Consider the following 16997-nt stretch of genomic DNA (forward strand, 5'->3'; position numbering starts at 1 on the left):
AGCTAAAGTGCAGAGGCACAACGATAAACCATATCATTGTGCGCCCCTTGATTATTTAAATTTTAATTTAGACGGTTGATCACACCTAAGAATTTCCTTCGCGCTTCCTAAGTATTGGTTTTTATCAAATACAATATTTTTCGAAGATCGAATATGTATGGCAGCATTCTGTGGATTTATTTTCGGAAAAGTATTCGAAGAATTGATGGTATTTCCACTAAATAGTAAGCCATCGGTATTTGCTACTTCTAAAATAAGGTTATCAAAAGTATTGAACTCATTATCACTAATCTCAATGTTTTTAAAAGCAATATTTGCATTATCATCATCTGTAACAAAACTGATTACCGCCTGATTATTTCCACTGTAAGAACAATTATCAAATTTGTTATTGGTGATGGTTAAATCGGCTGCACTCCCAGATTCATACCAATGTCCACTTTCAACAGGAACCAATATTGCAGCCATTTCGGTACTAAAAAAACTATTCTTAATCACTGTTTTTTTAGGAGTAGAAATCAGTAAACCTCTGGCTCGGTTATTACTTATATTACAATTATCAACTAGCACTTCAGGGTAATTCTCTAAATTCTCGACTAAATCTCCAGCCTGAATTGAAGCAGGTATTTTTTCATTAAAAGTAATTTTCTGGTAGCGCCTATTCACCTTAGTAATTTTCTTTACTGTCAATTTCTCATAAGGAAAAAAGGATTCGCTTAATCGCACCAAGCCAATGGTATCATTTGCTGTAGCCAATGTAAAACCCAACTGTTGGAAGTGTCCCATTCTAACACCAATGGTATAATCATCAAGAATATCCACCACTTTTTGATAGGTTCCATGTACATTCATCGCATCATCTAACTGATTGTTAAAAGTGCAATTCCGAAGCGTTACTTTTCCTCTACAACCTACAAAGTGAGTTGCATCAGCTGTTGTAGAAACCATGCGACCATGCGATGGTGTAACATTAAAGTTATCCAACAATACATCTTCGCTGTTTTCTGCGATAATTCCCATACCACCAGCATGATGAATAGTTACATTTACAGCCTGAAAGTTCTTACTTCCTGTTACACGAAAGGCTGGAGCAATTCTATTCTCGCCATGACTTCCTTTGCAGGCATAAATCATTCCCAACTCAGGAATTTTTTTGCTATGATGATAAATCCTTACCAAACCAGGTTTCAATTGTTGCGCCACAATACGATTCTCCACTCCAATATGACTTTGTTCAGGAGATCTGCTATCCACTTCGTATTTATAGTGAATCTCGTTGATGCCATTATTGGCAGATGATTCCTGCCAATCGGTAAGTGGAGTATAAGCTTCCGTATTGTATGCAATCGCCTTCCGGGCAGGGTCATAAAGTATCCCTTCTCCTATAGAGTGCTGATAGTATTCTTTTATAAATAACAACTGACCATTACGAATCTCATAAGGATAATCCTTTGCTATTTTCAAATCGAATGTTCCTTCCTGTTCATTTCTGGCAACTACCAATCCTTCACTATGAAAAGGAACATCCCAATCTATTGTCAGATTTTTTATTGTCAAATTCTGCGAATCTTCCACTAAAAATGGAATCATTCTACCATGAAAAATAAAACTAGCTCCTTGTCCATCTATCGTCAAGTTCTTCATCCCTTTTAATGGGAAAGCAGTACGAACCAAAACATCATCATGATTTGACATGTAACAAAACTGTTCCAATGCCTTGTCAGGATAAAAATGGTAAGTTCCTTTTTCAAATCTAATTTCGCTTAGATTTTCCGCCTCCATTATCTTACTCAACACGTCAGGAGTTGCATCCTCTTTTATATCCGTATTAAATTGCAGCAGTTCATTTTTTGAGCTACTATCAGCACAACTCACAAATACAAGTGCCATCAAAAACACTATCACTACTCTATTAAATAAATTCCTCATTTCCTGTGTCTCCTGTGTCAATTTAACCCTCAACTTCTGTTCTTTATTCACTCAATATTACAAGGGCCAAATTCTCAATTTAATTTTGCACCGAATTGAATGTCAGTAATAATAAAGTCTCTAATCGTTACAATTCGAATAATTACTTAGGAGTAAATTAAAAACACAAAGCGCTCATTTACTAACACTTAAATGCAAATAGATAAAGACATTGTATATTATTCTAAAACTAAATTGAAAAAAGAAGGTTCCATCGTAATCGAATGGACAGTATTTGTACACAAGTATGAAACAGAAAAGAGAACTAATTCTGTGAAAAAACTCACGCAACATATCAGATAAAGGATTTCACCAATTTAAAAAACATAATATTTACTCACGCAGACAAACTTAGAATGGATAAAGAAGTTTTTAATCCTCAAAAGATGTTACTTTATCTTTATAATTTATTCATTTAAATATTACTACTATTTAAATTTTATACACATGAAAAGAAAATTTATATCCATCGCAATCGTTTTATTCTTTTTTGCGATTCAACTAAGAGCGCAAACTTTTGAAGAAAAAGCCCAAACCAAAATAAGCAGGCTTCAAAATTTGGTAACAAAAGCCCAAACCAAAGGCATTTATACCGAAAAGGAGGAAATGACTTTAAGAACAGCGGAAATATTCCTCAAATATGCCAACTGGGACGAAGAACATACCGATATTAATAAAAGCTATTTTGAAAAAGTAGCCATTTATAAAAATGATGCTAGCTCCCTTGCAAATAACATTGCCGATTTTGAACGAAAAGAGGTAATTAAAATATTAGACCTTGCAATAGGGACGCTAAACTCTTTAATAGATAAAGAGATATTCCGGAAAAACATAGATAAAGTAGATTATTCCGCAGCTAATATTGATGGAAATAAGATTAAAATGAATAATCGACCGGTGTTTTTATCCGATCACATTTGGAAGCCTGAATCGGAAGAGTTAATAGAGTTTTATGGTGCTTTGGATGGAGAATACATTTCGCCAAGTAATATTACAGATGAAAACGGAACTTTAAACTCTTGGACCTCGAGTCGTTTATCCAATAAACCAAGCGGAAATATCGGCTTTGTATTCTTGGATCACAACAACATACCCCAATGGGCAACAAACAAATACGATAACTTTACTATCGGTTCCAGACATTACGGAAAATATGATATTGACAATCCTGGTGCTCGCGAGATGTACAGCATGCTTTTCAAGAAAACAGTTCCAAAAATGATCAATAAAAACTATAGCAAAATGGGCTATATGTTGTTTAATGAACCTAGTTTCTTCACCGCTAAAGGAGTCTGGAATACAGGAGAAGTATCTAACTATACCAAAAACAAATTTAAAATATGGCTAAAAAAGAAGCACAATAATATTTCAACTCTAAACAGCCTTTGGGGTAGTAACTATTCCAGTTTTAATGATATAAATGTTACCATCCCAATGGCTACCTCGAAACAAGGAACAGGAGAATGGTACGATTGGATGACATTTAATAACGATAGAGTTACAAAATGGTTCTATTTTTTAAAAAATGAAATCAAAAAGTACGATCCTAAGGCACTAATGCATATTAAATTGATGCCTTGGCTTTGGACCGGTGATAAAAAAGACCATGGAATGGACTTTGAAAGTCTAATAAGACTTTGTGGCATTAGTGGTTGTGATGCTGCAACCGGGAAGTCCAACTTTTGGAACTCTCACGAAGAATGGATGGACACTTATGCTTTTAATTGGAGAAATATGAGCATGACTTTTGATTTCTTTAAATCGATACAACCAAATCATATCATTTTGGACACTGAAACTCATTTTCTTTCCACAGTCAATTTTAGAGATTTATATTTGGAACCATCCTACGTTCGAGCCAATTATTGGTTAGCCCATATGCATGGAATGAGCGCAGGTGTGAACTGGGTTTGGGGACGTGAAGCTGATGGATCTATAAAAAGCAATGTTGGAGAAGGTTATGCTGGCTCCATCCTGCAACAACCGGGTATATTAAACGAATTGCACGCTACGCTTATAGATTTGAATACTTTTTCAGAGGAAATAACAAAAATACAAGAACAATCCAAACCATTAAGAATCTACTACTCTTTAGCCAATGCAATTCAACGTCCATCTTATATGAACGATGTTTATCATACTTACGAAGCCTTGTATTTTGAAGGTATCCCATTGGGATTTGCAACAGATAGTATACTAATAGAGGAAAATCCTAAAAATTGGAAAAGCATTATTATTCGCGAAACTGAATTGGTAACAAATCAGGAGTTTGACCAATTGCAAAACTACTTAAACGGCGGTGGTACAATAATTATGGACTCTAAAAGTCTGAAAAAGAATGAATATGGACAAGCCCACGAAGTTTTACGAGTAGGCAAAGGAAGTATCGTATACATTAACTCCTTAAGCGAAATGAAAACTCAAGCAATAGAGCTGATCAACTCAAAAGGCTTGGATCCGGAAATAATTGTAACAGAAAATAATGGAGTAGGAAGAAAAGGATGTATTTGGCGATGTGTTAAAAACCAAGCAGGTAATTTAGTCTTATCCCTTGTTAATATAGGTAAAACAGAAGCAACAATTACGGTTAAACTTAAAAAACCAAGTTTTGGCACTACTTGTAAGGATCTAATCACAGGAGTTACAGTTCCAAGTAATATAAAATTGAAACCAGAAGAAGTATATTTTGTCGAAATTATTGATAATGCTGGAGTGAGTACAAGCATTTTTGATCCGAAATTCAATTCTACAAATATGGCCAGATTGTATCCAAATCCATCTTCAGGAGATTTTAATATTGATTTTGATCAAACTCAAAACCAAGTATCGCTTTCTATCAACGATTTAAGCGGTAAAACAATTTATCAGCAAGAGTATTTTTCTACCAATCACATTCAATACCAAATACCCAACCATCCAAATGGGACCTATGTAATTAAAGTACAATCGGGGAATAGCTTTCAGAGCTTCTTGTTTTTAAAACAATAATGCTTTAGTTAGCACATCAATAAATATCGGTTATTCCAGAAAGCTTCGTGAAAACGAAGCTTTCTTTAGTTTACACCCATACAAATTGATCAACTAATTATTTCGACTTCATTTTTTGTTCCATCGCATATTTCCCTGGGGTAACATCATATTTATCTTTGAATAATTTACTAAAATGAGTTCGACTCTTAAAGCCCGTTAAGTCGGAAATTTCGGACACTTGCATGTCTGTATTCACTAATAACTCTGCAGCTTTTTTAAGGCGATACATCTTTAATAATTCAAATGGAGTATTATCTGTTAACTGTTTCACCTTCTGATAAAATAGCGTTCGATTCAAGCACAATTCGGATGCAAAAAGATCTAAATCCAATTCTTGATTGCTCAAATTATCAGTAATTAAACCATAGAGTTTTTCCAAAAAAATAGAGTCTCCGGCACTAAGCGACTTTTTCTCAACTCCAACACGAAAATCAATCTGAAACCGTTCACGTAACATCTTACGATTCAGTAAAATTGTTTCTGCTGTTGTTATTAAATAAGTCATATTAAAAGGTTTAACAATATAGGCGTCAGCACCATTTTTAAGTCCTTCTATTTGATCTTCGACCGTTGTACATGCTGTTAAAAGAATGATCGGAATATGGCTGGTTTTCACATCCGATTTAATCTGCTTTGTCAAATCTAAACCGTTCAACTCAGGCATTAAAACATCGCTGATGATAATATCTGGCCATTCTAACTCCATCGCGTTTAAGCATTCCAATCCATTTTCGAAAGATTTCACCTTAAATATCTTGGACAGTTCTCTTTCGATAAACAAACGCATATCGGCATTATCCTCCACCAAATAAATTACAGAATCAACAAGTTTTTCATTTATTTGATAATTTTGACTTTCCTTATTGCTGATGCTTTCGTTGTTGTTAAAATTCTTTTCAAATGCTATTATGCCTTCCAAACTACGCGAAACAACTTCCTCCTCGGCCTCTGTAACAACTGGGAGTTTAAAAGTAAAGGTTGTGCCATGTTTGTATTCACTCTCAACTGCGATTGTTCCATAGTGCATTTCCACCAATTTCTTCGAAAAAGCAAGTCCAATGCCAGAACCTCCGATGTACTCATTATTCTTTTGTTGCGATTGATAAAATCGTTCAAACACATGAGCTATATCCTTAGGGTGAATTCCTTTCCCACTATCTGCAACCGTAACTACCAAATTGTTATCTTTCTCTACCCAATAGTTTATCCGAATAAAATCGTTGACTTTAGTAAATTTGAAGGCATTACTCAATAAGTTATTCAAAATCTTCTCCAACTTATCTTTATCTGCATTAATTACTACGGGAGGTAATTCCCCAATCAATTCTAATTGTTTGCTGGAATTTTTAGCCAAATAAGCGTATTCCAGAATCATATCTTTTATAAAAAGATCAAATCTGAAAGTACTGTAGTGAGTTTGCAATAAATTTTTATCTGCTTTTTGAAAATCATGCACTTGATCTACTAATTGCGACATTTTATGCGATTGTCGATTGACTAGGTCAAGTCTATCCTTTAGCTCAGGATCGTGTTGAAATCTTCGCATTAAAAATTCAATTGGTCCCGAAATTAAGGTCAGTGGAGTTTTAAATTCATGAGATATATTGGAGAAAAAACGAAACTTAGCATTGGTAATCTCTTCACTTCTCTCCTTTTCTATCAATTCAATCTCAAGACTGTGCTTTAAATCTTTCATTCTTATTATTATCCTCATAATAACAATAATAAATGCCAGAACAAACACAATATAAAATACAATTGCCAAATTACTTTTCCAAAATGGAGGTTTAATCGTAATTTTTAATCGTTTTACTTTAGTCCATTGGTCAAATGAATTTGAACCACTGTATTCAAACCAATATTCACCTGGTTGCACTCCATTAAAATCAATATAGCACTTCTCTGATGGGACTTTAATCCAATCACTATTTAAGGGAAAAAGTCTGTATTTTATTAAATGATTTTCTGGATTCTCAAAATGCAAGGCTGTTAACTGAATGGTAAAAACATTCTCATCGTATTTCAATTCAATTTCAGATTCTTCCCCAATTCGTTTGTTTAAAATCACCCTCCCATTAATTGTATCCTTCGGTTCAATTAGCTTATTATTAACACTAAAGCTCCCCAATTCTACCCAAGGCATTTTTTTATTCGATATCAGTAAATCTGGATTAAAATAACAAAAGCCTTCCTGACTGGACAAAACTACCTGACCATTTTTTAATACGCATGATGCATAATCAAACGCTTCAAATGGTAATCCATCTTCTTTTCGATAGCGACTAATACGCTCAGTTTTCAGATTAAATTTATTGAGCCCAATATTGGTTGTAATCCATAAATTTTCATCTCCATCGTAACAAATATTTTTTACCACATTATTCGATAAGCCTTCCTTTTCCGAAAAACGAATAAAACTTGGTGCTTTATTGCTATCCTCTACCTTATAAACTCCACCTTGCTCTGTTCCAATCCATAAATCACCATTAGGAATACGAAAAATGGAACTTACAAAATTACTCGACAATGAGCTTTCTAATGCTGAATTATTAGAGTACTGGCTAATATTTGCCTTCTCCAAACTAATATTCCCTTTGGTATCAACCCTGTACAAACCATTTGTATCCGTTCCAATCCAAATAAAATCATGTTCAGTATCAACATAAATAACACGAGTTAAACTAAATTTATTATCATCAAAATAGGGATTAGCAATTAAGCTTTGAATATCAATAATTTCGTGCTGTTCATTTAGCTTTATTTTAAATACATTGTTTGCTCCACCAATCCAAAAATTGCCATACTTATCTTCTTCTATAGCCCTTATATCTTTCAGTTTAAAAGATCGGTTACCACCTATGCTAATCACTTTTTTTGAACCAGAAGGAATCAACAACACCTCATCCTCCACATTGCCACTACTTATCCATATGTTTGCTTTAGAATCTTTAGACAGGAGCCCCACGCGAGGAGCTAAATCGTTTACTAAATTAAATGGAAGGGCTTCAAAATTTCTTGTATTTGTATTAAAAAGAGCCACGCCACCACTATTCGAAACAATGTAAACTCTTTCCTTATCCAAAGCAGTAATAGATAAAATGCCATTGGTAGCTATTCCATATTTACTATTCATTTCTGATGCATAAAAATGGAAAGGGTTTTCGTTCAACGGAAATCGATACAAGCCTTTTTCAAAAGTACCAATCCAACATCCACTGCTAGTATTTGAAACAACACAACTCACTCTTAGAAAAGTTGTATTTGCCTTAAATACAGACACCTTATTTTTCTTTCTATTTTTAAATTTTTCTAAATCTTGAATGTGAATAATGCCTCTGTTTACCGTCCCTAACCACAAATTATTCAATTGATCTACCGAGAAACTAACAAATTTGTGCTCTTTTAGATAAGTTGGACTCAATTGAAAATTAAGTTCGGAACCACTATCATTTATTTTAATAATTGCGAGACCCTCTTGTTTTGAAAGCAACAACTCATTCTCCTCAATTTTTAAAATTGCGGTACTAAATAAAATCTCATCTCTTAAAATATGTTTGAAATTCTTGCTTTCAAGATTAAATTGCAGTAACCCAACAGATGTTGAAAATAAAAAGAAAGCTTCGTTAAGCTGAAGTCCATCGTGAAACAACACATCTTCTGTAGTAATATTTTTTGATGGCAGATGTTTTGATTTAAAAGTATAATCGTCTTGAAATATAAGGACTCCTTCTTTGTCTGTTATACAAACAATATCCCCATTTTCAGACTTAATCATTTTTCGAACGATAGGACCATTTTCGCCCTTTATGGTAAAAGAATTGGAATAAATATCAGTAATCTTCTCTGTGGAATAATCGTATATAGAAACGCCCTTATCCGATCCGATCCAAATGTTTCCATTTTTATCTTCCAATAAGGCGCGAACGCGATTACTCACCATTAATTTCTCATCGATGGTATTTCTTATAGATTTAACTTCATAACCATTGTATCTATTTAATCCATCGTAAGTTCCTACCCATAAATAGCCTTTCGAATCTTCAAGTACCGAGGTTACTCCATTATGCGATAAACCTTCCGATATGGTAATTTGTTGTAGGGGTTCCAATTTGCTTTGCTCAGGTGTCGCAAATACATTAATCCCCCAAAATAAAACTATAACAACAATTTGTAAGTACTTACTCATATCATTTGCAATTTATCCTAAACACCCCAATTTACTATAAATTACTGATTTTTTTAAGGATCATCATTAAAAATCAACACAACATAAAATTGTTTCAAATTCTCTTTGCACAAAGAGAATTTGAAACAGACAAACCACTAATCTATCCTAAACTTGATGCTTTCACACCAATACGCTTATCGTTCTTTTACAATACTGATTTTATTAAGATCCTACCTGTTTTCAATCCTTTCCCATTTACTTGCAGTTTTATTTCTCCTGCTTTAGTATCGCTTTGAACTAATACAACTAGTTTTCCACTAAATGCTTTCATTTTTGGCATATGAAATAATTCCAATGAGCTTGCATCACCATTACAAACCGCACGAAATTTACCTGCACCACTTACTTTAATTTGAAGATCATTTATCGCAGTAGGGCAAAAATTCCCTTCTTTATCAACTATTGAAACCGTAACAAAGCATAGATCTTTACCATTTGCCTTAATTATTTTTCGATCAGCAGACAATTCCAAGTGGTGTACAGCTCCGGCTGTTTTAATTTCTTTTTCGGCAACTGCATTTCCATTATCATCAAAAGCAATTACCTTAAGGGTACCAGGCTCATATTTAACCTCGTTCCACATTAAGCGATAACGAGTTTGGTTATTTTCCTTGCTTTTCCTTTTTATACCCTTACTAATTCCATTTACAAATAACTCAGCACTTTTGTAATTGGTATATACAAAAACGGGTGTTGTTTCTCCTTCTCTACCTTCCCAATTCCAATGCGGAAGAATGTGCAAAGTTTCATCCTCGGTATTCCAACGACTACGGTATAGGTAATATCGATCCTTAGGCAAGCCTGCCAAATCACAAATTCCAAAATAAGAACTGCGAGATGGCCACACTTTATCGTAAGGTGTAGGTTCGCCTAAATAATCAAAACCAGTCCACACAAACTCTCCAATTACCCAGTCTTTATCATCTTGCAATACAAAATCATCATCAGGAACATTACTCCAATTACAGTATTCTAAATCATAAGAAGAACATTGACCATCAGGATAAATTACTCCTTTATCCATTACAACAGGAAACTTATAAATACCTCGAGAACTTACCGTTGAAGCAGTTTCCGAACCCAATAAAAATCCCTGAGGAAATTTCTCATAAGCTTCTTCGTACAAATGCACCCGATAATTCAATCCTGGAACATCCATAATGGATCCAAATCCACTTTCCATTACCGCTTTTACCTGATCCATACCAACAGTAACCGGACGTGTTGGGTCTTCTCTGTGAAATATATCCTGTAAATATTTTGCTCGTTTTACACCAAGACTCCCATGTTGGTCGGGCACCTCATTTCCAGAACTCCACATCACAATACAAGGATGATTACGTGTTGCTCGAACCAAATTCACCACATCTTTCTCTGCCCATTTTTTAAAATGTAAATTGTACCCATTTTCTACCTTTGGCTTGGCCCACTCGTCAAAACTTTCTGCTAAAAACAGAAAACCCATTTCGTCGCACAAATCTAACTGCTCGTGCGATGGCATGTTATGAGCAGAGCGAATGGCATTACAACCCATGTCTTTTAATATTCTCAATTGTCGCTTTAAAGCTGATTTGTTTACGGCCGCTCCCAAAGGTCCTAAATCATGATGCAGACAAACACCTTTGAACTTAGTCACCTTTCCATTTAACTCAAAACCTTTCTCTGCACTGTATTTAATACTGCGAATTCCAAAACGAATTTCCTGTACATCTTTTAATTGCTGATTTTGATACAGCTTTAATTCCGCAGTATACAAATATGGATTCTCCGTACTCCACAATTGCGGATTCTCAACAGGAATTTGTACATCAAGTTCATCATTGTATCTTTCATTAGAAGACTGAGCACCAACTACCTCTCCATTAGCGTCTTTAATTATGGTTTCTAAATGAATATCCTCTCCTTGAACAGTAGTTTTAATCTGAACTTTTGCTCTTTTTTCTGATACAAATGGAGTGGTAATAAAAGTTCCCCATTGTTTAAAATTCACATCCTCTTTTACAATCACCTGAACTTTTCGATAGATTCCTGCACCTGGATACCAACGAGATGCTTTGGCAGGATTTTCCAATCGAACTGCCAAGAAATTTTCTTTCCCTTCCTCTATTAAATTTGAAATATCAAAGTAGAAATAAGAATATCCATAAGGACGACTTCCTACTTTTTGACCATTCACATATACCAGAGCATTGCTCATAGCGCCATCAAAAATCAATAAAGCCTGTTTACCCTTTTTGTATTCTGGTACTTTAAAAGTAGTACGATACCAACCTATTCCAATATGAGGCAAAGCTCCTGTGCGACCATATTTCTCACTTGCTTTTTTCTCATTATTCTGGAAGATCTGAACTGTTTGCTTATCTATTTCTTTATCAAAAGGACCATAAATTGCCCAATCGTGAGGAATAGCTACAGTTTCCCAATCGTTTGCATTAAAATCGGTATTTTCTGCACCAATAACTTCTCCTTTTGTAAATTTCCAATTCTCCGATAAAGTTATTATCGATCGTTCTTGGGCATAAACAGTAAGTCCTACTATAAAAAGCAGAACTGTAAACGTAAATTTTATTTTCATCTAAACTAGGTTAATTAAGATGAGCTAAAATAAAATTATCCTAAAGCACATGCTTATCCAGGGGTAATAAAAATGTCTTTCTTAATAATTCTTACGGGAATAGGCTTTGATTAGCTATTGTTCAGCTTGTAAATATCTCCTGTTAAGAAACGCATGTCTGATATAATTTGTTCTATTTCGAAATAGTAATGAAAAGAAGCGTTGATGAGCACACGAAAAGATTTACAGTACTGAATCGAGGTATTTTTAAGCTACTTCGAAAATCGTAGTACAAATGCTTCAGCGGAATCTTTCAATGCAAAACTGAAAGCATTCAGAGCATCACTTAGAGGGGTGAGAGATATTAACTTCTTCCTTTTTAGAGTCGCTAAAATATATGCTTAAAAAATCTTACTCCACCAAATTTTCGAATTGATCCGAAATAAGGAAATTTAGGGCATAAAAAAAAGACTGTTTCATTACTGAAACAGTCTTCATCCTGGTACCCGGGGCGGGACTTGAACCCGCACGGCCGTGAAGCCACTGGATTTTAAGTCCAGCGTGTCTACCAATTCCACCACCTGGGCATCCTTACGGATTTTGAGCGAGAAACGAGACTCAAACTCGCGACCCCAACCTTGGCAAGGTTGTGCTCTATCAACTGAGCTATTCTCGCATTTTGCTTTTAAAAGTGAACCGTTGTTCTCTCAATTGCGATGCAAATATATACGTATTTTTTGATTCTGCAAAAGAAAAAAACTATTTGCTTCATTTTTTTTTGAGCTTCCGAAAAGGCTCATCAAGAATCCTGAATATGACTCCTTGAAATTCAGGTAGTCTGCATGAAAAGCCTTTGTATATGGGACACTCACTTTTTTTTATTTTTTTTTACAATCCTGATATTTTTTTTATCTCATTCAACTTATTTAAAGCCTCAATTGGCGTCAGGTTATTAATATCTAAATCAGAAATCTCATTTCGTATCTGCAAAAGTACTGGATCATCGAGCTGAAAAAAGCTCATTTGATATCCTTCACGTTGCTGTGCTATTTCTCCAACTGGTTTCGCAAGCGATTCCCCATTTTGTTTTCCTTCCAACTGAAGCAATATTTCATCTGCTCGTTTCACAACAGACTTAGGCATTCCGGCCATGCGTGCCACATGAATACCAAAACTATGATTAGAGCCTCCAGAAACTAATTTCCGCAAGAAAATAACCTTGTTATTCACCTCTTTTACCGAAACATTAAAATTCTTCACCCTCGAAAATGATTTCTCCATTTCGTTCAGCTCATGATAATGCGTTGCAAATAACGTTTTAGCCCTACTGTTCGTATTTTCATGAATGTATTCTACAATCGACCAGGCAATAGAAATTCCATCATAAGTACTTGTCCCTCTTCCTAATTCATCAAACAAAATTAGACTTCGTGATGACAAGTTGTTAAGAATACTTGCAGCCTCATTCATTTCCACCATAAAAGTAGATTCTCCTAAAGAAATATTATCCGAAGCACCAACACGAGTAAAAATTTTATCGACACAACCAATATTTGCTTCCTTAGCTGGTACAAAACTTCCAATTTGAGCCATTAAAACGATTAATGCAGTTTGTCGGAGCAAAGCCGACTTACCCGCCATATTTGGCCCAGTAATAATTATAACTTGTTGCGATTCATTGTCTAAATAAACATCGTTCGCAATGTACTTTTCATCAATTGGCAATTGCTTTTCTATTACCGGATGTCTTCCCTGTTTAATCTCAATCACCTGAGATTCGTTGATGCTTGGGCAATTATAATTGTTCACTTTCGCTAACTTTGCAAAAGACAGTAAACAATCCAATCGTCCAATCATAGCTGCATTTAACTGAATGCTTGAAATATAATCGGCAATACCAAGAACCAATTCGTTATACAAACGAGTTTCCAGAGCCAAAATTTTTTCTTCGGCTCCCAATATTTTCTCTTCGTAATCCTTTAATTCCTGGGTAATATACCGTTCTGCACTTACTAAAGTTTGCTTTCTAATCCATTCTTGCGGCACCTTATCTTTATGTGTATTTCGCACTTCAATATAGTAGCCAAACACATTATTAAAAGCAATTTTTAGCGAAGTAATTCCGGTTCTTTCAATCTCGCGCAATTGCATTTGCAGTAAATAATCTTTTCCCGAAAAAGAGATCTTCCTTAAATCATCTAACTCCTCAGAAACACCATTTGCTATTACACCACCTTTACTTACCATATTTGGCGGATCCACATGAATTTCTTTTTCAATTTTTTCCCGAACCGAAGTACATGGATTTAACTGATCACCAATTTTTAGAAGACCATCATTACCACTGTTTAAACAATAATTACGAATGGGATCAATGGCAATTAAGGCATTTTTAAGCTGAACAACTTCCCGAGGACTCACTCTCCCAACAGCAACCTTAGAGATAATACGTTCTAAATCTCCAATTTGCTGTATCTCATCGCCTATTTCATGAGTAGCCTTTTCATTATCGTAAAAATGATTCACCACACGTAAACGATCATTAATGCTGGCCGCATCCTTTAAAGGAAGCGCAATCCACCGTTTTAAAAGGCGAGCTCCCATAGGAGATAAGGTTTTATCCATAACCCCAGAAAGAGTACTTGCGCCATCGTTAAGCGCTCCAAACAGCTCTAAATTTCGGACTGTAAATTTATCCAACCAAACGTATCTATCCTCCTCTATCCGCGAAAGCTGTGTAACATGGGCAGCCTGACTGTGTTTAGTAATATCCAGGTAATGCAAAACCGCTCCCGAGGCAATTATTCCATCTCGAAGTGTCTGAACTCCAAATCCTTTTAGCGAAGTTGTTTCGAAATGACGAAGCAACCTGTCCTTTGCCGCACTTTCGGTAAAAACCCAATCGTCCATGGTGAAAGTATAAAACTTACCACCAAATAACTCGTGAAATTGCTTTTCTTTCCCTCTTTGATACAAAACCTCTTTTGGCTGAAAATTGCCCAACAATTTATCGATATACTCAAAACTTCCTTCAGCAGTTAAAAACTCTCCCGTTGAAGCGTCTAAAAATGCAATTCCAGCTACATTTTTTTCCATATGAATACACGCAAGAAAATTATTCTCGCGATGTTCCAAAACATTATCATTATAGGAAACTCCGGGCGTTACCAATTCCACAATGCCACGTTTCACCAAAGTTTTGGTTTTCTTCGGATCCTCCAATTGCTCACAAATAGCAACACGCATACCAGCCCTTACCAATTTAGGCAAATAAGTATCTATTGCATGATGTGGAAATCCAGCCAACTCCACATAAGAGGCAGAACCGTTTGCACGCTTTGTTAAAGTAATGCCTAATATTTCAGAAGTACGAATAGCATCATCAGAAAATGTTTCGTAAAAATCACCAACCCTAAATAGTAAAATAGCATCGGGGTGTTTATCCTTCATCTGATAATACTGCTTCATTAATGGGGTTTCGACGGCTTTTCTAGCTTGTACCAAGGGGCAAATATATTTAGAGGTTACTCATTTTTTTATCTATCACGAACAAATATACTCATTCCGATTTACAGATCGGAAAATAAAAAGAAGAACAAATTGGAAGTGTTTGACTGAAATTTTCCTTCAAATGCCTGTAAAAAGCAAGTATTTACACTTTTAAATACTTATTTTACTGATATTCATGCGTTTTTTAAATCCTGAATAAATAGTATCATTTTATAAATCTGTTCGTAAAAAACAAGGAGTGTTTTTATAGTTTTTTAGCCACTTTATTATAAATTTATATGATACAGAACACACAAACTAACGATATAAAAATGAAAAATATTTTAATAATTGGCGCCGGTCTTTCATCAACCAATTTAATACACTACTTATTGAAGCATTCTGAAAAAAACAGCTGGAAAATTACGGTTGCTGATATGTCGTTAGAGTCTGCTCAGAAAAAAATAGATAAGCATCCCAACGGAATAGCTTTGCGCTTTAATTTAAAAGATTTAGAACAACGAGCAGAAGAAATTGCTGCTGCAGATATTGTAGTTAGCATGCTCCCCGCTTCAATGCACATAATTGTTGCTAAAGAATGTTTGCGATATAGAAAGCATCTGTTAACCCCATCGTACGTTTCTCCCGAGATGATGGAATTGGACGAAGAAGCCAAAGAAAAAGGCCTTTCGTTTCTGAACGAACTAGGTGTTGATCCAGGTCTAGATCACATGTCGGCGATGAAGGTTATCGATCGTATCAAAGAACGTGGCGGAAAAATAAAAGCTTTTAAATCATTTTGTGGAGGTTTGGTAGCTCCTGATTGTGATAATAATCCGTGGAACTATAAATTTTCCTGGAATCCAAGAAATGTAGTTGTAGCCGGACAAGGAACGGCTCAATTCAAAGAAAATGGTCATTATAAATACACTCCCTATCACCAACTATTCTCCACTCTAACCAAAACTAAAATTGCAGGCTATGGTGATTTTGAAGTGTATCCCAACCGAGACTCCCTTCAATATTGTGAGTTATACGGACTAAAAAATATTCCTACCATTATGAGGGGAACCATGCGCAGACCTGGTTATTCCGAGGCATGGAATGTATTGGTTCAATTAGGTTGCACCGATGACACCTACACCATGAAGGATTCGCACAAGCTTACTTACCTAAATTATTTACTAAGCTTCCTACCCGATAGTGAAAAATCAGCAGAAGAAAACTTAGCCACATTTACAAATATAGCTCCCAACTCTTTAATAATGAGTAAATTAAAATGGCTTGGTGTTTTTTCCGATGAACTTATTGGCTTAAAAAATGCTACTCCTGCAATGATTCTGCAAAAACTTCTAGAACAGAAATGGGCTTTGGAGCCTACCGACAGGGATTTACTGGTAATGCAACACCTATTTGATTTTGAGCTGAATGGGGTTAAAAAACGCATCACTTCCTCGATGAGTTACGAAGGTACGGATCGAGAAAATACTGCCATGTCGTATACCGTTGGAACACCTTTGGCAATTGCCACAAAGCTTTTAGCGAAAGATAAAATTCAATTAAAAGGCGTTCACATCCCAACCCTACCCGAACTTTACAAACCAATTCTATCGGAACTTGAAAATTTAGGAATTCGATTTATTGAAGAAGAAATAGAATTATAGTTCAATGAGCATTTAAATTCCGTTTATACAGAAGAGATCCTCCTTCTTTTTTCTATTTTTGATC

The 16997-nt window shown here is 35.2% G+C and carries 7 protein-coding genes and 2 tRNA genes; 3 read left to right on the plus strand and 6 right to left on the minus strand.

Going from position 1 to position 16997, the window contains the following annotated elements; all coding sequences use genetic code 11:
- Positions 1-51: 51 nt before the first annotated feature.
- Positions 52-1890, minus strand: coding sequence for a right-handed parallel beta-helix repeat-containing protein (locus tag BZG02_RS15690; protein ID WP_101262411.1), 1839 nt, complete (start codon positions 1888-1890; stop codon positions 52-54).
- 525 nt (positions 1891-2415) lie between these two features.
- Here BZG02_RS15690 and BZG02_RS15695 point away from each other — a divergent pair.
- Positions 2416-4956, plus strand: coding sequence for a T9SS type A sorting domain-containing protein (locus BZG02_RS15695; protein ID WP_101262413.1), 2541 nt, complete (start codon positions 2416-2418; stop codon positions 4954-4956).
- Positions 4957-5053: 97 nt separating this feature from the next.
- Here BZG02_RS15695 and BZG02_RS15700 read toward each other — a convergent pair whose 3' ends face one another.
- Together BZG02_RS15700 and BZG02_RS15705 are read right to left on the minus strand one after the other, a co-directional pair.
- The gene (locus BZG02_RS15700; RefSeq protein ID WP_101262415.1) at positions 5054-9184 is read right to left on the minus strand and encodes a hybrid sensor histidine kinase/response regulator transcription factor; all 4131 of its coding nucleotides are present in this window, start codon (positions 9182-9184) and stop codon (positions 5054-5056) included.
- A gap of 187 nt (positions 9185-9371) precedes the next feature.
- Entirely contained in the window at positions 9372-11801 is a 2430-nt protein-coding gene (locus tag BZG02_RS15705; RefSeq protein WP_101262417.1) for a glycoside hydrolase family 2 TIM barrel-domain containing protein, read from the minus strand.
- 234 nt (positions 11802-12035) lie between these two features.
- Here BZG02_RS15705 and BZG02_RS21220 point away from each other — a divergent pair, with 234 nt between their 5' ends.
- The gene (locus BZG02_RS21220; protein WP_342746991.1) at positions 12036-12185 is read left to right on the plus strand and encodes a transposase; all 150 of its coding nucleotides are present in this window, start codon (positions 12036-12038) and stop codon (positions 12183-12185) included.
- Between the two features lie 95 nt (positions 12186-12280).
- On the opposite strand, the gene BZG02_RS15715 is transcribed toward BZG02_RS21220, so the two are convergent.
- The 3 genes from BZG02_RS15715 to mutS all read right to left on the minus strand — a co-directional run bounded on the left by BZG02_RS15715 (position 12281) and on the right by mutS (position 15248).
- Positions 12281-12367: transfer RNA gene (locus BZG02_RS15715), tRNA-Leu, on the minus strand.
- Between the two features lie 16 nt (positions 12368-12383).
- Positions 12384-12456: transfer RNA gene (locus tag BZG02_RS15720), tRNA-Gly, on the minus strand.
- Between the two features lie 212 nt (positions 12457-12668).
- The gene (gene mutS / locus BZG02_RS15725) at positions 12669-15248 is read right to left on the minus strand and encodes a DNA mismatch repair protein MutS (protein WP_101262419.1); all 2580 of its coding nucleotides are present in this window, start codon (positions 15246-15248) and stop codon (positions 12669-12671) included.
- A gap of 320 nt (positions 15249-15568) precedes the next feature.
- Here mutS and BZG02_RS15730 point away from each other — a divergent pair, with 320 nt between their 5' ends.
- On the plus strand, positions 15569-16933 hold the full coding sequence (locus BZG02_RS15730; RefSeq protein WP_101262421.1) for a saccharopine dehydrogenase C-terminal domain-containing protein: 1365 nt from the start codon (positions 15569-15571) through the stop codon (positions 16931-16933).
- Positions 16934-16997: the final 64 nt, after the last annotated feature.

Origin of the sequence: Labilibaculum filiforme (genome assembly GCF_002843315.1) — a bacterium.
GTDB classification, from domain to species: Bacteria; Bacteroidota; Bacteroidia; order Bacteroidales; family Marinifilaceae; genus Labilibaculum; species Labilibaculum filiforme.